This is a genomic window from Propionicimonas sp. T2.31MG-18 (assembly GCF_964266745.1).
Classification (GTDB): domain Bacteria; phylum Actinomycetota; class Actinomycetes; order Propionibacteriales; family Propionibacteriaceae; genus Propionicimonas.
This window is the reverse complement of record NZ_CAXWGX010000023.1, coordinates 307,952-330,868: the sequence shown is the minus strand read 5'-3', so window position 1 is coordinate 330,868 and position 22,917 is coordinate 307,952. Positions and strand designations below refer to the sequence as shown.

The following is a 22,917-nucleotide window of genomic DNA, read 5'->3' as shown; positions in this document are numbered from 1 at the left end:
CCCGCCGCGGCGAAACGGCGCCTACCGCCCCGGGACCGGGGAGACGGCCGGACGCACCACGGTGAGCGGGAGCAGCGACCGCCCGGTCGGGCCGATCTGGATCTCGGTGCCGAACTCCGGGCACACGCCGCAGTCGTAGCAGCCGGACCAGCGGCAGTCCTCGACCTCCGCGCCGGAGACGGCGTCCTGGTAGTCCTGCCACAACCAGTCGCGGTCGAGGCCGGAGTCGAGGTGGTCCCACGGGAGCACCTCCCCCTGCGGGCGCTCGCGGGTGGTGAACCAGCCGACGTCCACGCCATGGGGGGCGAGCGCGCGCTCCGCCGCCGCCATCCACCGGTCGTAGGAGAAGTGCTCGCTCCAGCCGTCCAGCACCCCGCCGTCCCGCCAGACCTCCTCGATCACGCGTCCCACCCTGCGGTCGCCCCGGCTGAGCAGGCCCTCGACCTGCCCGGGCTTCCCGTCGTGGTAGCGCATGCCGATGGCGCGGCCGTACCGCTTGTCGGCGCGGATCTTCTCGCGCAGCAGCCGGAGCCGGTTGTCGATCGTCTCCGGGTCGGCCTGCGCCACCCATTGGAAGGGCGTGTGCGGCTTGGGCACGAACCCGCCGATGCTGATCGTGCAACGGATGTCGCGCGTGCCGGCGGCACGCCGTCCGGCCTCGATCACGTGGGCCGCCATGTCGGCGATGCCCAGCACGTCCTCGTCGGTCTCCGTGGGCAGTCCGCACATGAAGTAGAGCTTCACCTGGCGCCAGCCCTGGCTGAACGCCGCGGTGATCGTGCTGATCAGGTCGTCCTCGCTGACCATCTTGTTGATCACCTTGCGCATGCGCTCCGAGCCGCCCTCCGGCGCGAACGTCAGCCCCGAACGACGCCCGTTTCGGCTGAGCTCGTTGGCGAGGTCGATGTTGAAGGCGTCCACCCGGGTGCTGGGCAGCGACAGCGAGACGAAGCTGCCCTCGTAGCGGTCGGCGAGCTGGCTGGTGATCGGCCCGATCTCGCTGTGGTCCGCGCTGGACAGGCTCAGCAGGCCCACCTCGTCCAGGCCGGTGGCGGCGATCCCGCCCTCGACCATCCGGCCGACGGTCTCGATGTTCCGCTCCCGGACCGGACGGGTGATCATGCCGGCCTGGCAGAACCGGCACCCGCGGGTGCAGCCCCGGAAGATCTCCACCGAGTAGCGCTCGTGCACGGTCTCGGCGAGCGGCACCACCGGACGGGCAGGGTACGGCCAGTCGTCGAGTTCCATGAGGGTGTGCTTGGCCACCCGCTCGGGCACGCCCGGGGTGTTGGGCGAGACGGAAGCGATCGCGCCCGCGTCGGTGTAGCTGACGTCGTAGAAGGCCGGCACGTAGGCGACGCCGGAACGGGCGAGCTCGTACAGCAGGCCGCGCCTTCCGCCCGGCTTCCCGGACGCCTTCCAGCCGCGGACCAGGTCGGACACGGCCAGCGCGGCCTCCTCGCCGTCGCCGAGGACGGCGGCGTCGATGTAGTCGGCGATCGGCTCGGGGTTGAACGCGGCGTGGCCGCCGGCGATCACGACCGGCTCGTCCTCGCCGCGGTCCGCGGCGTGGAGGGCGATGCCGCCGAGGTCGAGGGCCTCCAGCAGGTTGGTGTAGCCGAGTTCGGTGGAGAAGCTCACCCCCAGCAGGTCGAACGCCCGCACCGGCAGGTGGCTCTCCAGCGTGAACTGGGGCAGTCCGCCGGCGCGCATCAGGGCGGCGAGGTCCGGCCACACCGAGTAGGTGCGCTCGGCGAGCATCCACTCCCGCTCGTTGAGCAGCTCGTAGAGGATCGCGAGGCCCTGGTTGGGCTGCCCCACCTCGTAGACGTCGGGGTACATCAGGGCCCAGCGCACCTCGGCGGCGGCGAAGTCCTTGCTCACCGAGTTCACCTCGCCCCCGGTGTACTGGACGGGCTTGCTGACCTGCGCCAGGAGCGGCTCCAGGCGGGGATACAGCGATGCGACGGTCGTGGTCATGGTCGGACCAGCGTAATCAATGCGCCGCCGGGTTCCGACCCCGCCGTCCTCGGCAACATTCGCACCCACTCCCCCGCTGACACCCGGACCGGCGGCTCCCCCACTCACCGCTGGCGGTGGACGCGCGCGAGGACGGCCGCGCTGCGGAGCTCGCGGAGCGCGTCCCTGGCGATCCAGCGGGCGGCCGTGGACGCGGGGTGCCGCTGGAGGATCTCCTCGGCGGTCGCGACGGCGGCCGCGTGGCAGGTGGCCGACCGCTTGCCGACCTGGCGCAGCGCCCAGTTCACGGCCTTCTTCACGAGGTTGCGGTCGTCGGTCGCCTCGCGCACCACCAGCGGGAGGAAGGCCTCCAGCCGCGCGTCGTCCGCCGCCTTGTCGTGGACGGCGAGGGCGCACATCAGCACGAACCCGGCGCGCTTGACGAACACCTCCTCCGCGCCCGCCCACTCCACGGCCTTGTCGTAGGCGAACGGGGTGGACGCGAACAGCCCCTGGAGCTGGTCGCAGGTGTCCCAGGAGTCGAGGTCACGCACCCACGCGTCGGCCTGGGCAGGGGTGACCAGCGCGGGGACGTCCACCAGCGCGGCGAGGATCCGAGCCTCGTGGCACCCGGACGCCCACAGCGCCGCTGCCACCTCGTGGGCGTGCGCGGGACGCTCCCGCCGCAGCGGGCGCAGCTCGCGCTGGAGCCCGCGCAGGACCGTCATCGGGACGCCGAGCGTGCCCTCCGCGCTGATGCCGTAGCGGGCCATGCCCGCCACGTTGGCCGGGTCGGACCGCTCCTCCAGGCGCCGCAGGAGCGCCGCCGCCAGGGCGTCCGGCCGCTCGGGGATCGCGTCCGCCGGGCCGGCGGCCACGCGGGTGGCCACGCCGGGCTCAGTCGATGACCGGCGAGTGCGGGGCGACGTTCTCCACGACCAGGTCGGCGCGGTGCGCCGGGTCGCACGAACGCAGGTAGATCAACTGGCCCTGGTAGTACCGGGCGTTGGCGGGGTCCTCGGGGTCGGGGGTGATCTTGTCCTCGCGCTCGGCCAGGCGGTGGAACGACTCCGAGAACGGCACCTCCAGCCACACCGACAGGTCCCAGACCTTGTTCTTCCTGCTCGAACACAGCTCGTCGCGGTGCATGAACATGCCGTCGATGATCACCACGGCGTCGTCGGGGGCGATCTTCCAGGGGGAGTTGACCTCGGACTCGGAGTCGAGGTCGTAGGCGGCCGTCCGGTAGCGGCCCGAGCCACCGTGCCCGAGCGGCTCCAGCACCTCGTCACTGAACCGCGCGTAGTCGTAGCTGTCCTCGAAGTAGCCCTTCGCGGAGCTGCGCCCCTGGGCGTACCGCTTCGACTGCGGGTTCAGGTAGTGGTCCATCGAGATCCGGATCACCGTGAGCCCGGACTCCCGGAGCAGGTCGGCCAGTTCGTCGGCGAAGGTGGTCTTGCCCGCGCCGTCGACGCCGTCGATGCCGACCAGCGTCCGCCCGCTGCGGGGACGGATCTTGGCCCGCAACCATTTGAGGGCACTGCCGGCGTCGACCTTGGTCACCACATCGTTAGTCATCTCACGCCCTTGTCAAGCGATCGTGTGCGAAGAGTTCCAGAATACCTCCGCGCCGAGGGCCCGCTCCCCAGGAGGTGGCGGGGCGGCCGGGGCGGTGGCCGTGGGGAGCCCGAGGCGGCGCGCCTGCCACAGCATCAGGCCGCCCACGACGACGACCGCGCCCATCTGCCAGAGGGTCTCCGGCCCGGCCACGCCGGCCTGCCGGTCGAACAGCCCGTCGAGGGAGGAGAACGGCAGCGTCGCCTCGCTGATCAGGTTGTTGACCACGTGCAGCGCCACGGCGGCCTCCAGGCCACCCGTGCGCCACGCCAGCACCGAGCCGACGACCGCGAAGAGAAGGTAGAAGGAGTTCAGCCACGGGTCGCCGGCGCCGTGCAGCAGCATGAAGACCACCGACGTGCCGACGGTCGCGACGACCAGCCCGACACGGCGGGACGAGAACCACGCGCCGAGGCAGCGCGCCCCCAGCCCACGCAGGGCGTACTCCTCACCGGCGGCCTGGAACGGCGTGGTGAGCAGGATCGTCACGATCAGGAAGAGCGAGTCGGAGTTCCAGGCCAGCCCCTCCAGCCCTCCCCCCAGCAGGATCTGGATGCCGGTCGAGACCGCGAGGACCACGAACGAGATCAGCGCGAAACGCCCGAACAACCCCCACCGGAACCCGCCGGTGATCGAGGAGAGCCACTTCGGGTGCTGGGCGAAGACCGTCCACGCCGTCAGGAACGCCAGTGGCACCCACAAGCCGAGGAACACGTTGTTGGCCAGGAAGAGCAGCGGTGTCATCGGGATGGAGCCGCCCTGGGCCTGCGCGGTCGTCAGCCTGCCGCTGATCACGTCCGGGATCACGATGACCGTCGCGACGATGATCGCCAACATAAGCCCGATGAGGAACATCCCGAACGCGGCCAGCGGCTTCCACCAGCGCAGCCGGGGAGCCCGGAAGAACTCGTGGTACTCCCGCTGCACCACCGGCAGGGCGGGAGGCTTGGGCGGGCGCATGGGCGGCACCGGCGGATAGGCGGGCGGCCACGGCACCGGAGGCGGCGGCGCGACGGCGCCCCCTGGCGCGGGGAACGGACTGCCGGACGGCCCGGGGCCGGGCCACGCCGGCTGCCCGGGCGGCGGCGCCCCCGGGAACGAGCCCTCGGGCGGGGTCAGGCCAGGCTCGGGAACCACAGGGCGACTTCCCGGGCGGCGGACTCGACGGAGTCCGAGGCATGCACCAGGTTCTCCCGGTTGGACAGCGAGTAGTCGCCGCGGATGGTGCCGGGCGCGGCGACGACCGAGTTGGTGACGCCGTTCATCAGGCGCACCACGTCGACGGCTTCCGGACCCTCGAGCACCAGGGCGACGAGCGGCCCGCTGGTGAAGTAGTCGCGCAGCGGCGGGTACCAGGGCTTCTCCACGTGATCGGCGTAGTGCCGGTCGGCCATCTCGCCGTCCACGTCGCGCAGGCCCATGGCGACGATGGACAGCCCCTTGGCTTCGTAGCGGGCGAGGATGGCACCCACCAGGCCGCGGCGGACCGCGTCCGGCTTCAGCAGGACCAGCGTCCGTTGCAGCTCCGTCATGGCGAGCACCTTACCCGGCGTCAGGGACGGCTCCGGAACGCGGGCTCACCCGCGCGGCGGGCCGGCCGGCGGGGTGGCCGCGATCCGGCGGCCCAAGGCGAAACACACCACCCACAGCAGGGCGAACATGCCACCGACGGCATACATCATCGGGGTGGCCAGGCCGAGCGCGATGCCCACCACCTGGGTGAGCCAGGCGAGCGGATAGCCGACCGGCCCGCGCAGCAGGGCTGCCGACACGATGGCGAGCACCGCTGCACCGCCGCCGAGCCCGAACGCGAGCCCGACCGGCACGGAGGAGACCTGGATCATCCCGGGGATCGCCAGGCCGAAGACGATGGCCTCGAACGCGAGGATGCTCAGCATCACCCGGCCCATCGGGTTGGTCGGGGCGAGCCTCACGCGTCCGCCCCCGGCCGCACCAGGAGGGCCCGTGCCTCGCCGGCGGCGTACACCGAGCCGGCGACCAGCACCCCGGACCCGGGGCCGGCCTCGTCGGCCAACCGGACGGCCTCCTCGATGGCCTCGGCCATGCCCGGAACCACCACGACGCGGTCCGCGCCGAACACGCCGGCGGCCCGCTCCCCCAGGTCGGCGGCCGGGAGGGCGCGGGTGGTGGAGCCGATGGACGTGCAGACGACGCTGGTCATCGCCTCGGCGAAGATCCCCAGCACCCCGTCCACGTCCTTGTCCGCCATCATCGCGACCACCCCGACCAGCGGCGTGAAGTCGAACGCCTCTGTCACGGCGTCGATCGTCGCCCGTGCGCCGTGCGGGTTGTGGCAGGTGTCGATCACCACGGTCGGCGAGCGCCGGACGATCTCCAGGCGCGCGGGCGCCTCCACCTGCTCCAGGCCGGCGGAGATCACCTCCGGCGGCAGCGGCTTGCCGCCCAGGAACGCCTCGACCGCCGCGACGGCGAGGGCAGCGTTCTGCGCCATGTGCGCCCCGAACAGGGGCAGGAACAGGTCGCCGAGCGGCCCCTCGGCGGTGTCGAGGCGCAGCACCTGGCCGCCGATCGCCGGCGTGCGTCCGATGAGGCCGAACTCGACGCCCTCGCGCAGCACCTCCGCGCCCACCTCTGCGCAGCGGGCCAGCAGGACGCGCGCCGCCTCCGGCTGCTGGGCGGCCAGCACGGCCTTCGCTCCGGCCTTGATGATCCCCGCCTTCTCCGCGGCGATCTCCGCGACCGTGCCGCCGAGCAGGTGGGTGTGGTCGAGGTCGACCGGGCAGACGACCGCCACCTCTGCCTCGACGATGTTGGTCGCGTCCCAGCGTCCGCCCAGGCCCACCTCGACGACGGCCACGTCGACCGGGGCGTCGGCGAAGGCGGCGTAGGCCAGCGCGGTCATCACCTCGAAGAAGGTCATCCGGACGCCCTCGAGCAGCTGGGCGTCCACCAGTTCCACCAGCGGCGACACCTCCTCGACCAGCGCGTCGAACGCCTCTTCACTGATCGGCTCGCCGTCGATGCTGATCCGCTCCGTCACGTCCACCAGGTGCGGGCTGGCATAGCGGCCGACCCGCAGGCCGAGCGCCCGCAGGAGCGAGTCGATCATCAGCGCGGTGCTGCCCTTGCCGTTCGTCCCGGCGATGAGGATCACCGGCAAGGACCGCTCCGGCGAACCGAGCAGGTCGCACAGCGCCCGGACGCGTGCCTGGCTGGGCGCGACCCGGTGCTCGGGCCAGCGGTCCTGGAGCTCTGCGACGATCTGGGCGTGGGTTCGGCTCATGGTCCGCTCAGCCTAGTACCCGGCGCGGGCGGGACAGGGTGCCTCGATATACTGACGCGGTGCCCGCCTCCGTGACCGCCGTGCCCGCGCGGCGACCCTGGCAGGAATGGGTGACGCTGGCCGCCCGCCTGGTCCTCGGCGGGGTCCTGCTCGTCGCCGGGCTCCTCAAGGTCACCCAGCTGGACGCCTCCGTCCAGTCGGTGCGGCTCTACCAGCTCCTGCCGTGGGAGGTCACGGCCGCCGTCGGTGCCGCGCTGCCGATCGTCGAGATCATCGTCGGCCTGCTCCTGATCACCGGCACCTTCACCCGGCTCTCGGCCGTGGCCGGCTCGCTGCTCATGCTGGCGTTCATCATCGGCATCGCCTCGGTGTGGGCGCGCGGCATCTCGATCGACTGCGGCTGCTTCGGCGGCGGCGGCGAGGTCGAGGCCAGCCAGACGCAGTACCCCGCCGAGATCGCGCGCGACCTCGGGCTGCTGCTCGCCGGCGCCTGGACGGTGTGGCGCCCGCGTTCCCCCTTCGCCGTGGACGGCTGGCTGTTCGCCGCCCCGGCACCCTCCGACGACCCCGTCCCCACGAACGAAGACGAGAAGGAGCCCACCCGATGACGCAGAACAACCGCGAGCGCCTGCGCCAGGCGCAGGCCGCCGCAGCCAAGCAGCAGCGGCTCACCCGTGCGGTGGGCGTCGGGGCCGCGGTGCTGGCCGTGCTGATCATCGGCGTCGTCATCGCGGTGCTGTTCCAGAATCAGGGCAAGAGCGCCACCGCCGGGTCGGTGACCCCGCCGCACGCCACGTCCGACGGCCGCGCAATCGAGGTGTACCCGGGCAAGGCGAAGGCCGGCGCGCCCGTCGTCGAGCTGTTCTTCGACTACCAGTGCCCGGTCTGCAAGCAGTTCGAGGGCCTCTACGGCGGCCTCATGAACACGCTGGCCTCTTCCGGCGAGATCGACCTGCGCTACCGCACCATGACGTTCCTGGACCAGAACCTCAGCAACGACGCGTCGGTGCGCGCCGGCATCGCGGCGACCTGCGCGGACGTGGCCGGGAGCTACGGCGCCTTCCACAACGAGATCTTCGCCAACCAGCCGGCCCAGGAGGGTGCCGGGTACGAGGACACGCTCCTGCGGGACACCATCCCGGCGACGGTCGGGATCAGCGGGGACGCGCTCACCAACTTCCAGGCGTGCTACGACAAGCAGTCCACCAAGGCGTTCGTGAACACCAGCAACGAGCTCGGCACCCAGGACCTGCTGGCGATCAGCAAGTCGGTGGGCACGCCCACCATCCACGCCAACGGCAAGGCCGTGTCCCTGTCGGACGTCGGCGCGGTCCAGCCCACGGACCCGGACGCTGCGGCGAAGCTCCTCCAGGTCTTCCAGAAGGCCGCGGGGGCCTGACGCCGACCCGGTGCTCGCGTTGTCCTTCCTGCCGCGCTGAACCCGGCGCGACGTCCGCAGGGCGTCGATTCTGATCTGGCGCGGGACGCTCAATAAGATGCACCCCATGACCGAACAGGCCCTGAACCGCATCGTGCCCGCGCCGACCGAGGGCACCGGCGGCGTACCGGAGCGTCCGGTGCTGGAGGGCCTCGAGGCGAAGTGGTCGCAGGTCTGGCGCGAGCAGGACACCTACGCCTTCGTCCGTCCCGCCTCGCGCGAGCAGGTGTTCAGCATCGACACCCCGCCGCCCACGGTGTCGGGATCGCTGCACGTGGGTCACGTGTTCAGCTACACCCACACCGACCTCGTCGCCCGCTACCAGCGCATGCGTGGCAAGCACGTCTTCTACCCGATGGGCTGGGACGACAACGGCCTGCCGACCGAGCGCCGAGTCCAGAACTTCTACGGCGTGCGCTGCGACCCGTCCCTGCCCTACGACGCCGACTTCACCCCGCCGGAGAAGCCGGACCCCAAGCGGCAGGTGCCGATCAGCCGGCGCAACTTCGTGCAGCTGTGCCACGAGCTCACCGCCGTCGACGAGCTGGCGTTCGAGAACCTGTGGCGCTCCCTCGGCCTGAGCGTGGACTGGAAGGCCCTCTACGCGACCATCTCCGACGAGGCCCAGGCGGTCGCGCAGCGCGCGTTCCTGCGCAACCTCGCCCGCGGGGAGGCGTACCTCTCCGAGGCCCCGACGCTGTGGGACATCACCTTCCACACCGCCGTCGCCCAGGCCGAGCTGGAGGCCCGTGACTACCCCGGCCACTACCACCGGGTCGCGTTCCACCGTCCCGACGGCGAGCCGGTCTACATCGAGACCACGCGTCCGGAACTGATCGTGTCGGTCTGCGCGCTGATCGCCCACCCCGACGACGAGCGCTACCAGCAGCTGTTCGGCACCACGGTGACCTCCCCGGTGTTCGGCGTGGAGATCCCGGTGCTCGCCCACCCGGCCGCCGAACCCGACAAGGGCGCCGGCATCGCGATGTGCTGCACCTTCGGCGACCTCACCGACGTGCAGTGGTGGCGCGAGCTGCGCCTGCCGACGCGCACCGTGATCGGGCGGGACGGACGCCTGCACGCCGAGACGCCCGACTGGCTGCCGGACGCCGCACCGTACGCGGAGCTCGCCGGCAAGACCACCTTCGGCGCCCGTGAGGCGATGGTCGCGATGCTCCGCGCGTCCGGCGACCTGGACGGCGAGCCCACGCCGACCCAGCGGATGGCGAACTTCTACGAGAAGGGCGACAAGCCGCTCGAGATCGTCTCCACGCGCCAGTGGTACATCCGCAACGGCGGTCGCGACGACGACCTCAAGGAAGCGCTGCTGGCCCGGGGCGAGGAGCTCGTCTGGGTGCCGGACCACATGCGGCACCGCTACGCCAACTGGGTCAACGGGCTCAACGGCGACTGGCTGATCAGCCGCCAGCGCTTCTTCGGCGTCCCCTTCCCGGTCTGGTACGCCCTCGACGCCGACGGCGAGCCCGACTACGAGAACCCGATCATTCCCGGCGAGGACGCACTGCCCGTCGACCCGTCCAGCCAGTGCCCGCCCGGCTACACCGACGACCAGCGCGGGATGCCCGGCGGCTTCGTCGGAGACCCCGACGTCATGGACACCTGGGCCACCTCCTCGCTCAGCCCGCAGCTCGCCTGCGGCTGGGAGCGCGACGAGGAGCTGTGGCGCCTGACGTTCCCGATGGACATGGCCCCCCAGGCGCACGACATCATCCGCACCTGGCTGTTCTCGCGCGTCGTGCGGGCGCACTTCGAGCACGGCTCGCTGCCGTGGAGGCTCGCGGCGATCTCGGGCTTCGTGGTCGACCCCGACCGGAAGAAGATGAGCAAGAGCAAGGGCAACGTCGTCGTGCCCACCGACATCCTCGACCGGTTCGGCTCGGACGCCGTCCGCTGGCGCGCCGCGATGGCGCGTCCCGGCATGGACTCCCCGTTCGACGAGACCCAGATGAAGGTCGGACGGCGCCTCGCGATGAAGATCCTCAACGCCAGCAAGTTCATCCTCGGCATCGCCGCGGACACGCCCAGCAGGACCCGGGCGACCGAGCCGGTGGACCTTGCCATGCTGGGCGCCCTCGCCGACGTCGTCCGCCAGGCGACCGCGGCGTTCGACGCCTACGACTACTCAACCGCCCTTGAGACATCCGAGAAGTTCTTCTGGCAGTTCTGTGACGACTACCTCGAGCTCGTGAAGGAGCGCGCGTACGGCTCAGAGGAGCCCGAGGCCAGCGACTCGGCCCGCGCCGCGCTCCGCCAGGCCCTCGACGTGCTGCTGCGGCTGTTCGCACCGTTCCTCCCGTTCGTCACCGAGGAGGTGTGGTCGTGGTGGCGCACCGGTTCGATCCACCACGCCGCGTGGCCGACGGTCGACGAGATCCCTGCGGACGGCGGGAACCCGGCGCTGCTGGCGGACCTCGCGGAAGCCCTGATCGGGATCCGTGGCGCCAAGTCGCAGGCGAAGGTCTCGATGAAGACCGAGGCCACGCGCGCGGTCTTCTCCGGGCCCGAGGACGTGCTGAACCGGCTCTTCGCCGCAGAGGACGACCTGCGGGCCGTCGGACGGATCACGAGCCCGATCGAGTGGCAGGCGACCGGTGCGCCGCTCGCGGTCGCCGTCGAACTGAAGCCCGCAGAGGCCTGAGGCCCGTGCGGACGCGCACCGGCGGTCACGGGTGGCGGGCGATCGCCGTCGGGCTGGTCGCCGGGTTCGCGCTGCTCGGGTGCACGCCCGGCCCGCGTGACGGCGCCGGCCAGGTGACCGCCCCGGCGACCACCGACACCTTCTCGGTGCGCGTCGGCGACTGCCTCGACAAGCTGCCCAGCGAGAGCACCGACGCGCTCGCCCTCCTCCCGTGCGCCCAGCCGCACTTCTGGGAGGCGTTCGCCTCCACGACGCTGGAGGGCGAGGACTACCCCGGCACGGCCGCCGTCCGTGACCGCGCCGAGCAGGCGTGCAACGCGGCGTTCGAGGGCTTCGTCGGGCTGCCCGAGAAGAAGTCCCGGCTCGACATCACGATGCTCACCCCGACCCGCGAGACCTGGACCGGCGCGGGCGACCGCGAGGTGGTCTGCCTGGTCGGCAGCCCGAGCGGCGGCATCACCGGCACGCTGAAGGACGCCGCCCGCTGACGCACGCACCGCGTCCGCCCCGGCGTTCGTGACGCGCCGCTTCGTCCGTCCGCCTCGCAGCGCGCCGCTTCCCCGTCTGCCCCAGGGCGCGCGGCCCGCCTGAGGGGCAGTTCGGAAGAGTCGGTCTTGCGGGCCGGCTGGCGCCGGCCGGCCCCAGCTCCGATCGGAGAGGACCGGCCGGCCCGCCCTCAGACCAGGTCGGCGAGAACCGGGTCGGCCATCGCCATCACGGCGGCCTTGGCCTCCGTGGCGTTGGTGCCGGCGCGGGCAGCGGCGGCCATCTGCTGGCACTGCGTGAGCGTGTGCAGGCCCAGCGCCGTCCGGACGGCGGGCACCTTGCCCGGCGCCATGGAGAGGCTGGACACGCCGAGCCCGGCGAGGACCAGAGCGAGGCCTGGGTCACCGGCGGCCTCACCGCACACGCCGACCGGCTTGCCCATCGCGGCGCCGCCCTCGCAGGCCAGGGCCACGACGTCGAGCAGAGCCGGCTCCCACGGGTTCAGCAAGGCGGCGAGCTCACCCTGCATGCGGTCGGCCGCCATCGTGTACTGCTGGAGGTCGTTGGTGCCCAGCGAGGCGAAGTCGACGTGGTAGAGGATGCCCTTGCTGCGGATCGCGGCCGCGGGGACCTCGATCATCACGCCCACCTTGGGCAGGCCCAGCGCCCGCACCTTGTCGGCGAACCAGGTGGCCTCGGCCTGGGTGGCGATCATCGGAGCCATCACCCGGACGTCGGCACCGGTGGCCTTGTAGGCCGCGGCCAGTGCCTCCAGCTGGGCGTCCAGCACGTCGGTGCGGATCATCCCGAGGCGGATACCCCGCCGTCCCAGGGCCGGGTTCTCCTCCGGCCCGAGGTCGGCGAACTTCAGCGGCTTGTCCGCGCCGGCGTCGAGCGTACGGACGACGACCCGGCGGGTGCCGAAGGCCTGGAAGACCTCGGTGTAGGTGGCGGTCTGCTCCTCCACGGTCGGCATCGTGTCGCGGTCGAGGAACAGGAACTCGGTACGGAACAGGCCGACGCCCTCGACGGGCTGCTTGGCCGCCTTGCGCGCGTCGTCGGCGGTGCCGATGTTCGCCAGCAGCGCGACCGGGTAGCCGTCCTTGGTCGCACCGTTGCCCGTGCCCCCGGCCAGGGCTGCGGCACGGCGGCGCTTGCGTTCGGCGAGCAGCTCGATCTCCTGCGCGGTCGGGTTGACCGTGATCTCCCCGACGCCGCCGTCGATCGCGACGGTGGTCTCCGCAGGGATCCCGAGGATCCCGACGGCTTGGACGACGGCCGGGATGGCCAACTGGGACGCCAGGATGGCGGTGTGGCTCGTCGGGCCGCCGGCCTCGGTGATGATGCCCAGGCAGGTCTCGGCGGTCAGCGTGGCGGTCTCGGCGGGCGCGAGGTCGTGGGCGGCCAGGATGCTCGGCACGGTGAGGGACGGCACGCCCGGCTCCGGCTGCCCGAGCAGGCGGGCGACGGCCCGGTCACGGACGTCGCGCAGGTCCGTCACCCGCTCGGCCATGTAACCGCCGAGCGACTCGAACATCGCGCAGTACTCCTCCACCGCCGCGGTGACGGCGGTGGCCACGCCCAGCCCCTTCTGGAGCTGGGTGTCGATGCCCATCGCGAGCCCGGGGTCCCGCGCCATCATCGCGCCGGCCTCGAGGATCGGCTTGGCGTGCTCGGCGGCCGAAGCGGCCCGGGCGTCCAGGCCCTTCGCCACGTCGTCCAGCACCTGGTGGACGGTGGCGGAGGCCGCCGCCGCGTCCGTCGTCGGGGCCTCGTCCGCCGGAGCCTTCGGCGGCGGGGTGACCACGACGAGCGGACCCACGGCGGTGCCGGCACTGACGCCGATCCCGTGGAAGGTGCAATGCAGTTCGGCGTCGCCGGCCATGGCTACTCCGCGTCGAGATCGCGCGACAGCAGCGCGACCAGGGAGTCGAGCGCCGCCTCGGCACCCTCGCCCTCGGCCGACAGCGTGACGACCTCGCCGTGCTTGGCGCCCAAGGCCATCACCATCAGGATGCTGCGGGCATCCACCGGGTTCCCCCCGGCCTTGGCGATCGTCACGGGCAGTCCGGTGGCGGTGGCAGCCTGCACGAACAGCGACGCGGGGCGTGCGTGCAGACCGACCGAGGACGCGATGCTGACTTCACGGGTGGCCATGGGGAACTCCTTCGTTGGCAACGTTGTCGACGGGTCCACAATGGCATACCCGCGCCGCCGCTTGCGACCCTTTCCGCCATTGGCGGGACTATGACGTTTCAGTCGGCCCCGATGTCCCCGGGAAAGGTGCGGGAGGGGTCAGGCGCTCTTGTCGCGACGCTCGGTGCGGGCCAGCTGTGCGCGGCTGACAAGCTGCGGAGCAACACCGTCGGTCACCACGTCGGCGTCAACGAGCACCTGCGCCACCTCGTCGTCGCTGGGCACGTGGTACATCACGTTGAGCAGGATCTCCTCCAGGATCGACCGCAGCCCGCGGGCCCCGATCCCCCGTCGCAGCGCCATCGCTGCGATCGCCTGGATGGCCTCGGGCGTGAACTCCAGGTCGACGCCGTCGAGCTCGAAGAGCTTCCGGAACTGCTTGATCAGCGCGTTCTTCGGCTCGACGAGGATCCGCACCAGCGCCTCCTGGTCGAGCTGGGCGACCGTCGAGATCATCGGCAGGCGTCCGATGAACTCCGGGATCAGCCCGAACTTGTGCAGGTCCTCGGGACGGACCTCCTCGAACGGGTTGAGGCTCGTCGGACGGCGGACCGCGGCATCGTTGTTGAAGCCGAGCGGACGCTTGCCGACGCGGGCGTTGATGATCTCCTCCAGGCCCGCGAAGGCCCCGCCCACGATGAACAGGATGTTCGTGGTGTCGATCTGGATGAACTCCTGGTGCGGGTGCTTGCGCCCGCCCTGCGGCGGCACCGAGGCCGTGGTGCCCTCGAGGATCTTCAGCAGCGCCTGCTGGACGCCCTCGCCGGAGACGTCGCGGGTGATCGACGGGTTCTCGCTCTTGCGGGCCACCTTGTCGATCTCGTCGATGTAGATGATGCCGGTCTCGGCCTTCTTCACGTCGTAGTCGGCGGCCTGGATCAGCTTGAGCAGGATGTTCTCGACGTCCTCGCCCACGTAGCCGGCCTCGGTGAGCGCGGTCGCGTCCGCCATGGCGAAGGGGACGTTCAGCATCCGCGCGAGCGTCTGGGCGAGGTAGGTCTTGCCGCAGCCGGTCGGGCCGATGAGCAGGATGTTGGACTTGCCCAGCTCGACGAGCTCGTCGTCGGCGATGCGGCGTCCGGGCGTCGCGGCCTGGGCCTGGACGCGCTTGTAGTGGTTGTAGACGGCGACCGAGAGCGCCTTCTTGGCGGTCTCCTGGCCGATCACGTAGGAGTCGAGGAACGAGCGGATCTCGGTCGGCTTGGGCAGCTCGTCGAGGAGTCCGGCGTCACTGGTCTCGGCGAACTCCTCCTCGATGATCTCGTTGCACAGGTCGATGCACTCGTCGCAGATGTACACCCCCGGTCCTGCGATGAGCTTCTTCACCTGCTTCTGGCTCTTCCCGCAGAACGAGCACTTCAGCAGGTCCGAGGTCTCGCCGATGCGTGCCACGTTGCGCCTTCCGTCCGTGTTCACCGCCAACCCTAACCCGGCCATCCCAGCGTGACTGGGATGGCCGGTGTGCGAGTCAGTGCGGCAGTTCCTTGAGCGAGGTGAGGATGTCGTCGACGATGCCGTACTCGACGGCCTCCTCGGCCGTCAGGTACTTGTCGCGCTCGATGTCGAGGCTGATCTTCTCGACGGTCTGCCCGGTGCTGTCGGCGAGCATGCCCTCCATGAGCGACCGGATCCGCAGGATCTCCTTCGCCTGGATCTCCAGGTCGGAGGACTGCCCGTAGCCGCCCTCCGTGGCCGGCTGGTGGATCAGGATCCGGCTGTTCGGTAGCGCCAGCCGCTTGCCCTTGGTGCCTGCGGCGAGCAGGACGGCGGCGGCCGAGGCAGCCTGGCCCAGGCACACCGTCTGCACGTCCGGCTTGATGTAGCGCATGGTGTCGTAGATCGCGGTCAGCGCGGTGAACGAGCCGCCCGGCGAGTTGATGTACATGCTGATGGGCCGCTCGGGGTCCATCGACTGCAGGCACAGCAGCTGGGCCATCACCGCGTTGGCGATGTCGTCACTGATCGGGGTGCCGAGGAAGATGATCCGGTCCTCGAACAGCTTGGTGTAGGGGTCGACGCGGCGGATCCCGTAGGACGTCCGCTCCTCCCACTGGGGGATGTAGTAGTCCATGCGCGGCTGCGCGGGCGCCAGCCCGGCGGGCAGGGTGTTCATCGCCTGGTTCATTGGATTGGGCCTCACTGGTTCGGGGCGGCGGTCTTGATCTGCGAGGCGCGCTCGTAGACGTGGTCGATGAAGCCGTACTCCAGGGCCTGCTCCGCGGTGAACCAGCGGTCGCGGTCGGAGTCCTTCTCGATCTGCTCGACGGTCTGCCCGGTGTGCTCGGCGATCAGCGCGGACATCGTCCGCTTGATGTGGAGCGACTGCTCGGCCTGGATCCGGATGTCGGACGCCGTGCCGCCGAGGCCGCCGGAGGGCTGGTGCATCATGATCCGGCTGTGCGGCAACGCGAAGCGCTTGCCCTTCGCGCCCGCCGAGAGCAGGAACTGGCCCATCGAGGCGGCCAGGCCCATCGCCACCGTTGCGACGTCGTTCGAGATCCACTGCATGGTGTCGTAGATCGCCATGCCGGAGTCGACCGAGCCGCCCGGGCTGTTGATGTAGAGGTAGATGTCCTTGACCGGATCCTCCGCGTTGAGCAGGAGCATCTGGGCGCAGATGGCGTTGGCGTTCTCGTCACGCACCTCGGAGCCGAGGAAGATGATGCGGTTGGCCAGAAGGGACTGGTAGACCGAGTCGGTCATGCCGATGCCGCCGGGACCCGCGGCCATCGAGGGGCCGCCCTGAAGGGCAAGAGATTCGTTCACGCAGGCGAACCTACCCGCTGACACCGACGAATCCGATGACTTGGGCGCCCTGTTCGCTGACGGCGCACCGCCGGTCGCGGTCCGGCCACGACGCGTGCGCGACGCCCGTCACGCCGACCGCTGCGGGACTGCCCGGCCCGAGCCGGAGGCGAGCCACGACGCTCCACCTCCGCGTTTGCCCCCGAGCGCAACTCGCGCTGCCGGAATTCCGGCAGCGCGAGTTGCGTTCGGGGGCAAACGGGACGAAGGGCGCGGCTGGCCGGGGGTGGGGCGTAGCCGGCCGGTGCCGGGCACGGAGACGCGCAGCGGCGCCGCCACCGTGAGGTGACGGCGCCGTTGGTCAGGTGTCTACTCGGCGTCGACGACCGGCGCCTCCGCGCCGGACAGGTCGACGGCGTTGCCGTCGGCGTCGGTGACCTTCGCCTCGGCGACGATCAGGCCGAGGGCCTTGTTGCGGCGGATCTCCTGCATCCAGGCGCCCACGTGGTTGTGCTCCATCATGTGCTGGGCCTCCTGCTCGGGGCTCGTGCCGTTCTGGGCGGCCTTGCGCACCAGCAGCTCGGACAGGTCGGCCTGCTCGACGCCGACCTCGGCGTCGTCGGCGATCTTGTCGAGGATCAGCTGGGCCTTGAGGCCGCGCAGGGTGGACTTCTCCACGTCGGCCCAGAAGGCCTCAGGAGTGTCGGCCTCCTCCTCGGCGCGCTCGAGGTAGTCCTCGAGCGTGAGGCCGGCGCCCTGGAGCTGCGAGGTGATCTGCTCCTTGCGGGAGGCGACCTCCGCCTGGACGAGACGCTCGGGCACCTCGAACGCCGTGGCCTCGACCAGCGCCTCGAGCACCTTGTCGCGACCGCTGGCGACCTGCTCGGACGCGACGAGCTCCTCGACCCGCTTGGCCAGGTCGGCGCGCATCTCCTCGACCGTGTCGAACTCGGAGATCAGCTGCGCGAACTCGTCGTCCAGCTCGGGGAGCTTCTGCTCGGCCACCTTGGTGACGGTGACGGTGATGTCGGCCGGCTCACCCTCCAGCGGGCCACCGACGAGGGTGGACGCGAAGGTGGCCTCCTCGCCGGCACTGAGGCCGGTGACCGCCTCGTCGAGGCCGTCGATCATGCCGCCGGAGCCGATCACGTAGGTGACGTTCTCCGCGGTGGCGTCGGGCAGGGCCTCGCCGTCGCGGCTGCCCACCAGGCTGAGCGTCACCTGGTCGCCGGCGGCGGCCGGGCGGTCGACGTCGGTGCTGGTGGCGAACCGCTGGCGCAGCAGCGCGATGCGCTCGTCCACCTCTGCGTCCACCGGGCGGCGGGCGTCGACGGTGGCGGTGAGCGAGGAGAACGCCGGCACGGTGAAGTCGGGACGGATGTCGATCTCCGCGGTGAACTCGACCAGGTCGCCGTCCTCGAGCTTCGTGACCTCGACCTCGGGCTCGCCGAGCGGGATCACCTTGGCCTCGGTGACCGCGGCCTCGAAGGCCGAGGGCAGTGCGGCGTTGATGGCCTCCTGGAGCACCATGCCGCGCCCGAAGCGCTGGTCGATCACCATGTTGGGCACCTTGCCCTTCCGGAAACCGGGGATGGTGACCTGCTGGGCGATCTCGCGGTACGCCTTCTCGAGGTGCGGCGTCAGGTCGGCGAAGGGGATCTCAACGGTGAGCTTGACCCGGGACGGGCTCAACTGCTCGACGGTGCTGGGCAATGCGGGCTCCTGATCGGACGTAGACAGACCTCCCAATCCTAGACGACGCCGCGGGCCCGCCGCGCCAGCGGCGGATCGCGGGGAGTCCGGACGAGGCCGGCGCCAACCGGCCGAGGAACAGACGACGCCGCGGGCCCGCCGCGCCAGCGGCGGATCGCGGGGAGTCCGGACGAGGTCGGCGCCAGCCGGCCGAGGAACAGACGACGCCGCGGGCCCGCCGCGCCAGCGGCGGATCGCGGGGAGTCCGGACGAGGTCGGCGACGCAGTGGGCGGAGGCCCGGAGCGGGCGCGGAACCCCGCGCCGCCGAAGAGAGCGGATGACGGGAATCGAACCCGCATGGCCAGCTTGGAAGGCTGGGGCTCTGCCATTGAGCTACATCCGCGTGCCCGCCAAGACTAACGGACGCGTGAGGATGCCGTGGTCACGGCGGGTGCCCGCGCAACTCCGTGGACGGCGCGAACAGGCAGGCGGAACCGCTCCGGGGCGTTCGGTCCCCGGAGCGGTCCGGCTGTCAGACCGGTGGCCGGATCAGGCCGCGAGCCAGGCTTCCCTGGTCAGGACGGCCCCCATGAGACCCATGGTGGTCAGGCCGACGAAGACGCCGCCGGCGCCGACGTCGGCGAGAATCCCCGCCTGGGCCATGAATTGACTGAGGACGGTCGCCAGAACGGCGCTCCCCGCGATCACCCCGATGATCATTCCGCCGATACGCACCAAATAGCGCATCTTGCTCCTCCCCCCGAATGAGCAGATACCGGAATCCTAGGGGGAGGCCGGGTGCCGGTCCATTGCACTCGCCAAGAATTGGCTGAGTTTCCCGGACGGGGCGCGCCCGCGCGCGGCTAGCATCAGGCCCCGTGCCCCCCGGTCACCGAACCCGTGCCCGTCGCTCCGCGGCGTGGTTGCCTCGCCAGCACGGCGCGTGGTTCATGCTCGCCCTGCCCGTGGTCGTCGGGGCCATCCTCCGCTCCGCCGACGCCGTCCCGCCGTCACCGGAACTCCTGCCGGTCGTCGCGTGCTGGCTCACCGGCTACCTGGCCTTCCACGCCGCGACGGTGTGGCTGAAGGCGCCGCCGGGGAGGAGGGCGTCCGCGCGCACCCCGCTGCTGACCTACGGCGCTGCCGCCACCGGCCTCGGCCTCGCCTCGCTGGCGTGGGGCGGGACGGACCTGCTCGGCTGGGTGGTCCCGTTCGGCCCGCTGGTGGCCGCGGCCCTCGCCCTGGCCGCCGGGAGGCGCGAGCGCAGCCTGGCCAGCGGCGCGCTGACCGTCGCCGCGGCGAGCCTGATGACCCTGGTCGTCCGGTTCGTGACCCCGCAGGCCTTCGGTGACGCGCTCGGCTCTCCTGGCGGTACCCGGGCCCTGTGGTACACCGGCCTGGTCTTCGCCTACCTCTTCGGCACGGTGCTGTACGTGAAGACCATGATCCGCGAGCGTGGCTCCGGACGGTGGTGGGCGGCGTCCCTGGCCTGGCACGGACTCGCGACGGCGGTCGCGGCCGCGGCGGCCGTCGCGGGCCTGCTCCCATGGCCGTGGACGGTGCTGTTCGCCACCACCGTGGTCAGGGCGTGGCTCGTCCCCGTCCTCGCGGCGCGCCGTCCGGTGCGTCCGCTCGCCGTCGGGTTGGTCGAGATCGCCTTCACCGCCGCGTTCGTGGTGGTCGCCGTCACGGCGTGACCCGGCCGCCCGTGTCACGGTCGGAGCGGGCCCGAGCCGGACGTAGACTCCCGGTGAACCCGACGAAAGGCCGCCGAATGCCGACGTTGCGCGGACCGCGCGTGCTCGCTGCCACGCTGGCGTCGGCCGCACTGGTCTCCCTCGCCGCCTGCTCCACCGCAGACGTGGTGACGACCGGCCCGCGGCCGCACTCCCCCACTGCCACCACCACGCCGTCCCGCAGCGGAGAGACCGACCCGGCGCGCCTCGCGCTGTCGCTGCCCGACCTGCCGGGCTGGACGGCGCCGACGGCGGTGGGCGACGGGACCTTCTCCCGTCCCATGGTCTCCGGGGGCGACGTGAGCTGGAAGGTGCTGGACCAGAACAACGCCGTGGTGCCCGACTACCGGCCCGCCGGACCGGTCGCGTTCGGGGACTCCTCGGTCTACACCGAGGTGCCGGGCGTCCTGACCTTCCGCGGCAACAACTACCGCGACGCCCCTGCCTACGGCACCACCGACGTCCGCGAGAAGAAGCTCCAGGTGGTGTGGACGCAGGACACCGGCGACGTCTACGCGGAGGGCTCCCACTGGGCCGGCGCGGGGTGGACCGGCCAGCCGCTGCTGGTGAACTGGCCGACCGCGACCAAGCAGGCGATGGGCCTGTCCCAGGCCCAGGTGGACGACCCCGACTTCGTCGAGGTGCTCTACCCGGTGGTGGACGGCAACGTCTACCGCCTCGACCTCGCCACCGGACGCCAGACGAAGGCACCGATCTCGACCGGCTTCGCCTTCAAGGGCACCGGGTCGGTCGACCCGCGCGGGTACCCGCTCCTGTACGCCGGCATGGGCCTGAACCAGAACGGCGACACCGAGGGCACCTGGCGCTACCGCATCTTCGACCTGATCCAGAACAAGGAGGTCTCCGGCTGGGACGGCTCGGACGCGGGCGCGCCGCGCGACTGGGGCGCCTTCGACTCCTCCGCGCTGGTGAACGCCGCCACCGACACCCTGATCGAGCCGGCAGAGAACGGCCTGGTCTACAAGGTGAAGCTGAACGCGAGCTTCGACGCCGCGGCGAAGTCCGTCAGCGTCCGCCCGGAGTTCACGAAGCTCTGGTACACGACCCCGGACTCCTCCCGCCACGGCATCGAGGGCTCCGCAGCCGCGTACCGGAACCTCATGTTCGCCGGTGACAACGACGGCAACATCGTCTGCTGGGACGCGACCACGCTCCAGGTCGTCTGGGTGCACCCCACCGGCGACGACACCGACGCCACCATCGTCCTGGAGGACACCCCGTCCGGGCCGTTCCTGTACACCGGCAACGAGATGGACAAGCGCGGCGAGGGCGACGGCGGCGCCGCCCACGGTCCGGTCACGATCCAGAAGCTCAACGCGCTGACCGGCGAGCAGGTCTGGCAGTACCAGGTGGACGCCGCGTACAACAAGGCCGTCAACGGCGGCCTGATGGCGACGCCCGTGCTGGGCACCGGCGAGGTGTCCGACCTGGTCTTCTTCAACATCGCAAAGACCGGCTCGGACAAGCAGGGCTCCCTGGTCGCCCTCGACCGCCAGACCGGCGCGGTGGTGTGGAACCGCACGCTCCCCCACTTCGGGTGGAGCTCGCCGCTGCTGCTCACCGGCACCGACGGCCACACCTACGGCGTCCTCGGCGACTCCAGCGGCCTGCTGCACCTGTTCGACCCGAACACCGGACGCGACTTCTCCACCCTCCAGCTCTCCCAGAACATCGAGGCCTCGCCCGCGGTCTACGGCAACATGCTGGTCGTGGGCACCTACGCCAAGAAGCTGTACGGCATCCGCATCAGCTGACCCCCCTCAGACGGCCCCTCCGGCGTTCGTCCGCCCGGTCGCGAACCGGCGGGCGGCCTCCCCGGACAGCGCGAGCAGCACGAGGACGCTGATCGCCAGCGGCACCAGCCCGGCGTGCAGCGGCCCGTGCTGGTTCTCCAGCGCCCGCGTCACCCAGGTCGACGCGATGGCGGCGGCGCTCAGCGCGCACAGCGCGAGACGGGCGAGGTTGGACCCGAGGAGCGTGGCCGCGGCGAGGGCGAAGTCGGACGCCGCCGCAACGGCCAGAACCACGCCGACGAGGACAGGGTCCGGCAGCGCGGCAGCGTCCGGCGCCAGGACGCCGTTTCCGGCGACACCGAGGATCGCGGCGGCGAGGACGAGGTAGACCAGCCCGCGCAGCGCCGTGACCGCCACGCCGAAGGTCGTCTGGGAGGGCCGGCGCCGCCGCGCCGGGGTGACGGCCGCGGGCACCACCACCGGCGCGGTGGGCTCCGTCTCGGGAGCCGGGAGCGTCCGCAGGTCGAGGACGGGCAGGTCGCCGTCGGTCTCGATCAGGTCGCCACCACCGTTGCGGGAGTGGTAGCCGGTGGCGAAGTCGCGCAGGACCCCCACCGCCACCCCGGGGCTGGCCGCGGTGACGGTGGCGACGATGTGGTCACGCTCGTCGTCCACCTCACGATCGATCTTGTGGGTCACCTGGAGGGTGAACAGCGACAGGCCCACGCTGCGGTCGTAGGTGCCGGCGGCCAGCCAGTCGACCTGGAAGCCACCGGGCAGGAGCCACCCCGGCGGGCAGCGCCAGAAGCGCACGTGGTGGCGCTTCGACGGGCTCCCTGCCACCTCCTGCTGGTAGGCGAAGTCCTGGCGTCTCCGGAAGAGGAACAGCGGGCTGACGGGGGCCTCGGCGTAGCTGCGGCGCGACAGCGTGCTGGTGACGATCCGCCAGCCCGTCGTCGGGTCGAGCTCGTCCGCCCGCGTCCAGCCGGCCGCGGCCATCGCGTGGTGCACCTGGGCCTCCGTGCCCCGCAGCGCGAGGTTCACCGGATCACCGAGGAGCCCGTCGGCCGTCCGGGTGCGGCCGATGAAGTAGTCCGGCACGTAGACGCCGGTGAGGATCCGGTGGAGGCGCGGAAGGACGAGATAGGCGACCAGCACCCAGAACACGACGAGCAGCAGCAGTTGCCAGCCCAGACCGATGCCCTCCTGGAGGGTCAGGTAGGCCAGCCAGAGGGAGGCCAGCCCGCCGAGCACGAAGAACGCGGCGTCGATCCGCGCCAGCCAGCGGTCACGTCGCATCGCGCTCCTCCCGGTCAGGCGTCCGCGGGCACCACCGGGGACCCGGCCGCTGCCCTGCTTCGGTCCGTAC

At 71.5% G+C, this 22,917-nt stretch carries 20 protein-coding genes, 1 tRNA gene and 1 pseudogene; 6 read left to right on the top strand and 16 right to left on the bottom strand.

The annotated features are described in order from the left end of the window. Window positions 1–21 precede the first annotated feature (21 nt). The 7 genes from ACFQQJ_RS09535 to ACFQQJ_RS09505 form a co-directional block, all read right to left on the bottom strand. Complete coding sequence (locus ACFQQJ_RS09535) at window positions 22–1,980, bottom strand: TIGR03960 family B12-binding radical SAM protein (RefSeq protein WP_377105986.1); 1,959 nt, start codon at window positions 1,978–1,980, stop codon at window positions 22–24. 104 nt (window positions 1,981–2,084) lie between these two features. Next, entirely contained in the window at window positions 2,085–2,849 is a 765-nt protein-coding gene (locus ACFQQJ_RS09530; RefSeq protein WP_377105985.1) for a DNA alkylation repair protein, read from the bottom strand. Window positions 2,850–2,856: 7 nt separating this feature from the next. Next, window positions 2,857–3,537, bottom strand: coding sequence for a uridine kinase (locus tag ACFQQJ_RS09525; protein WP_377105984.1), 681 nt, complete (start codon window positions 3,535–3,537; stop codon window positions 2,857–2,859). A 12-nt stretch (window positions 3,538–3,549) separates the two neighbouring features. Then, a complete protein-coding gene (locus tag ACFQQJ_RS09520; RefSeq protein WP_377105983.1) occupies window positions 3,550–4,536 on the bottom strand; it encodes a CPBP family intramembrane glutamic endopeptidase in 987 nt (328 codons plus the stop codon). A gap of 155 nt (window positions 4,537–4,691) precedes the next feature. After that, window positions 4,692–5,108 (bottom strand): nucleoside-diphosphate kinase, encoded by a 417-nt coding sequence (ndk, locus tag ACFQQJ_RS09515; RefSeq protein ID WP_377105981.1) that lies wholly within the window; start codon window positions 5,106–5,108, stop codon window positions 4,692–4,694. Between the two features lie 45 nt (window positions 5,109–5,153). Next, window positions 5,154–5,486 carry a DUF4233 domain-containing protein gene (locus tag ACFQQJ_RS09510; RefSeq protein WP_377106322.1) on the bottom strand — a complete coding sequence of 111 codons (333 nt, stop codon included), beginning with the start codon at window positions 5,484–5,486 and terminating at the stop codon, window positions 5,154–5,156. A gap of 20 nt (window positions 5,487–5,506) precedes the next feature. Then, window positions 5,507–6,841, bottom strand: coding sequence for a bifunctional folylpolyglutamate synthase/dihydrofolate synthase (locus ACFQQJ_RS09505; protein ID WP_377105980.1), 1,335 nt, complete (start codon window positions 6,839–6,841; stop codon window positions 5,507–5,509). A 59-nt stretch (window positions 6,842–6,900) separates the two neighbouring features. Between ACFQQJ_RS09505 and ACFQQJ_RS09500 the strand changes: the two genes are divergently transcribed. The 4 genes from ACFQQJ_RS09500 (at window position 6,901) to ACFQQJ_RS09485 (ending at window position 11,426) form a co-directional block, all read left to right on the top strand. Beyond that, window positions 6,901–7,449 (top strand): DoxX family protein, encoded by a 549-nt coding sequence (locus tag ACFQQJ_RS09500; protein WP_377105979.1) that lies wholly within the window; start codon window positions 6,901–6,903, stop codon window positions 7,447–7,449. Then, on the top strand, window positions 7,446–8,240 hold the full coding sequence (locus tag ACFQQJ_RS09495; RefSeq protein WP_377105978.1) for a DsbA family protein: 795 nt from the start codon (window positions 7,446–7,448) through the stop codon (window positions 8,238–8,240). The genes ACFQQJ_RS09500 and ACFQQJ_RS09495 overlap by 4 nt, the downstream gene beginning before the upstream one ends. A 106-nt stretch (window positions 8,241–8,346) precedes the next feature. After that, window positions 8,347–10,938, top strand: a complete 2,592-nt coding sequence (valS, locus tag ACFQQJ_RS09490) for a valine--tRNA ligase (RefSeq protein WP_377105977.1) — start codon at window positions 8,347–8,349, stop codon at window positions 10,936–10,938. A gap of 5 nt (window positions 10,939–10,943) precedes the next feature. Then, entirely contained in the window at window positions 10,944–11,426 is a 483-nt protein-coding gene (locus ACFQQJ_RS09485) for a septum formation family protein (protein WP_377105975.1), read from the top strand. A gap of 188 nt (window positions 11,427–11,614) precedes the next feature. Here the strand turns inward: ACFQQJ_RS09485 and ptsP are convergent, their stop codons facing one another. From ptsP to ACFQQJ_RS09445, 8 genes and pseudogenes are all read right to left on the bottom strand, one after another. Then, window positions 11,615–13,309 carry a phosphoenolpyruvate--protein phosphotransferase gene (ptsP, locus tag ACFQQJ_RS09480; RefSeq protein WP_377105974.1) on the bottom strand — a complete coding sequence of 565 codons (1,695 nt, stop codon included), beginning with the start codon at window positions 13,307–13,309 and terminating at the stop codon, window positions 11,615–11,617. 2 nt (window positions 13,310–13,311) lie between these two features. After that, window positions 13,312–13,581: an HPr family phosphocarrier protein gene (locus ACFQQJ_RS09475; protein ID WP_377105972.1), complete on the bottom strand. Its 270-nt coding sequence runs from the start codon at window positions 13,579–13,581 to the stop codon at window positions 13,312–13,314. A gap of 138 nt (window positions 13,582–13,719) precedes the next feature. Next, window positions 13,720–15,012: an ATP-dependent Clp protease ATP-binding subunit ClpX gene (gene clpX, locus ACFQQJ_RS09470; protein WP_377105971.1), complete on the bottom strand. Its 1,293-nt coding sequence runs from the start codon at window positions 15,010–15,012 to the stop codon at window positions 13,720–13,722. A gap of 76 nt (window positions 15,013–15,088) precedes the next feature. Then, complete coding sequence (locus ACFQQJ_RS09465; RefSeq protein WP_377105969.1) at window positions 15,089–15,733, bottom strand: ATP-dependent Clp protease proteolytic subunit; 645 nt, start codon at window positions 15,731–15,733, stop codon at window positions 15,089–15,091. Window positions 15,734–15,756: 23 nt separating this feature from the next. Then, the gene (locus ACFQQJ_RS09460; RefSeq protein WP_377106321.1) at window positions 15,757–16,350 is read right to left on the bottom strand and encodes an ATP-dependent Clp protease proteolytic subunit; all 594 of its coding nucleotides are present in this window, start codon (window positions 16,348–16,350) and stop codon (window positions 15,757–15,759) included. A 420-nt stretch (window positions 16,351–16,770) separates the two neighbouring features. Further along, window positions 16,771–18,078 (bottom strand): annotated as a pseudogene (tig, locus tag ACFQQJ_RS09455) (trigger factor); the annotation flags it as partial. 312 nt (window positions 18,079–18,390) lie between these two features. Beyond that, window positions 18,391–18,461, bottom strand: a tRNA-Gly gene (locus ACFQQJ_RS09450). A gap of 146 nt (window positions 18,462–18,607) precedes the next feature. After that, window positions 18,608–18,805 carry a hypothetical protein gene (locus ACFQQJ_RS09445; protein ID WP_377105967.1) on the bottom strand — a complete coding sequence of 66 codons (198 nt, stop codon included), beginning with the start codon at window positions 18,803–18,805 and terminating at the stop codon, window positions 18,608–18,610. Between the two features lie 131 nt (window positions 18,806–18,936). On the opposite strand from ACFQQJ_RS09445, the gene ACFQQJ_RS09440 reads away from it, so the two are divergent. Next, window positions 18,937–19,755, top strand: a complete 819-nt coding sequence (locus ACFQQJ_RS09440; protein WP_377105966.1) for a YwiC-like family protein — start codon at window positions 18,937–18,939, stop codon at window positions 19,753–19,755. Between the two features lie 77 nt (window positions 19,756–19,832). Beyond that, window positions 19,833–21,569 carry a PQQ-binding-like beta-propeller repeat protein gene (locus ACFQQJ_RS09435; RefSeq protein WP_377105964.1) on the top strand — a complete coding sequence of 579 codons (1,737 nt, stop codon included), beginning with the start codon at window positions 19,833–19,835 and terminating at the stop codon, window positions 21,567–21,569. Window positions 21,570–21,575: 6 nt separating this feature from the next. On the opposite strand, the gene ACFQQJ_RS09430 is transcribed toward ACFQQJ_RS09435, so the two are convergent. Further along, complete coding sequence (locus ACFQQJ_RS09430) at window positions 21,576–22,847, bottom strand: LssY C-terminal domain-containing protein (protein ID WP_377105963.1); 1,272 nt, start codon at window positions 22,845–22,847, stop codon at window positions 21,576–21,578. Window positions 22,848–22,917: the final 70 nt, after the last annotated feature.

Bases quoted from the DNA above. Each gene is read 5' to 3' on its own strand.
- ACFQQJ_RS09535 (WP_377105986.1), bottom strand. From the start codon at position 1,980: ATGACCACGACCGTCGCATCGCTGTATCCCCGCCTGGAGCCGCTCCTG.
- ACFQQJ_RS09525 (WP_377105984.1), bottom strand. From the start codon at position 3,537: ATGACTAACGATGTGGTGACCAAGGTCGACGCCGGCAGTGCCCTCAAA.
- ACFQQJ_RS09520 (WP_377105983.1), bottom strand. From the start codon at position 4,536: ATGCGCCCGCCCAAGCCTCCCGCCCTGCCGGTGGTGCAGCGGGAGTAC.
- ndk (WP_377105981.1), bottom strand. From the start codon at position 5,108: ATGACGGAGCTGCAACGGACGCTGGTCCTGCTGAAGCCGGACGCGGTC.
- ACFQQJ_RS09510 (WP_377106322.1), bottom strand. From the start codon at position 5,486: ATGGGCCGGGTGATGCTGAGCATCCTCGCGTTCGAGGCCATCGTCTTC.
- ACFQQJ_RS09505 (WP_377105980.1), bottom strand. From the start codon at position 6,841: ATGAGCCGAACCCACGCCCAGATCGTCGCAGAGCTCCAGGACCGCTGG.
- ACFQQJ_RS09495 (WP_377105978.1), top strand. From the start codon at position 7,446: ATGACGCAGAACAACCGCGAGCGCCTGCGCCAGGCGCAGGCCGCCGCA.
- valS (WP_377105977.1), top strand. From the start codon at position 8,347: ATGACCGAACAGGCCCTGAACCGCATCGTGCCCGCGCCGACCGAGGGC.
- ptsP (WP_377105974.1), bottom strand. From the start codon at position 13,309: ATGGCCGGCGACGCCGAACTGCATTGCACCTTCCACGGGATCGGCGTC.
- ACFQQJ_RS09475 (WP_377105972.1), bottom strand. From the start codon at position 13,581: ATGGCCACCCGTGAAGTCAGCATCGCGTCCTCGGTCGGTCTGCACGCA.
- ACFQQJ_RS09465 (WP_377105969.1), bottom strand. From the start codon at position 15,733: ATGAACACCCTGCCCGCCGGGCTGGCGCCCGCGCAGCCGCGCATGGAC.
- ACFQQJ_RS09460 (WP_377106321.1), bottom strand. From the start codon at position 16,350: ATGGCCGCGGGTCCCGGCGGCATCGGCATGACCGACTCGGTCTACCAG.
- ACFQQJ_RS09445 (WP_377105967.1), bottom strand. From the start codon at position 18,805: ATGCGCTATTTGGTGCGTATCGGCGGAATGATCATCGGGGTGATCGCG.
- ACFQQJ_RS09435 (WP_377105964.1), top strand. From the start codon at position 19,833: ATGCCGACGTTGCGCGGACCGCGCGTGCTCGCTGCCACGCTGGCGTCG.
- ACFQQJ_RS09430 (WP_377105963.1), bottom strand. From the start codon at position 22,847: ATGCGACGTGACCGCTGGCTGGCGCGGATCGACGCCGCGTTCTTCGTG.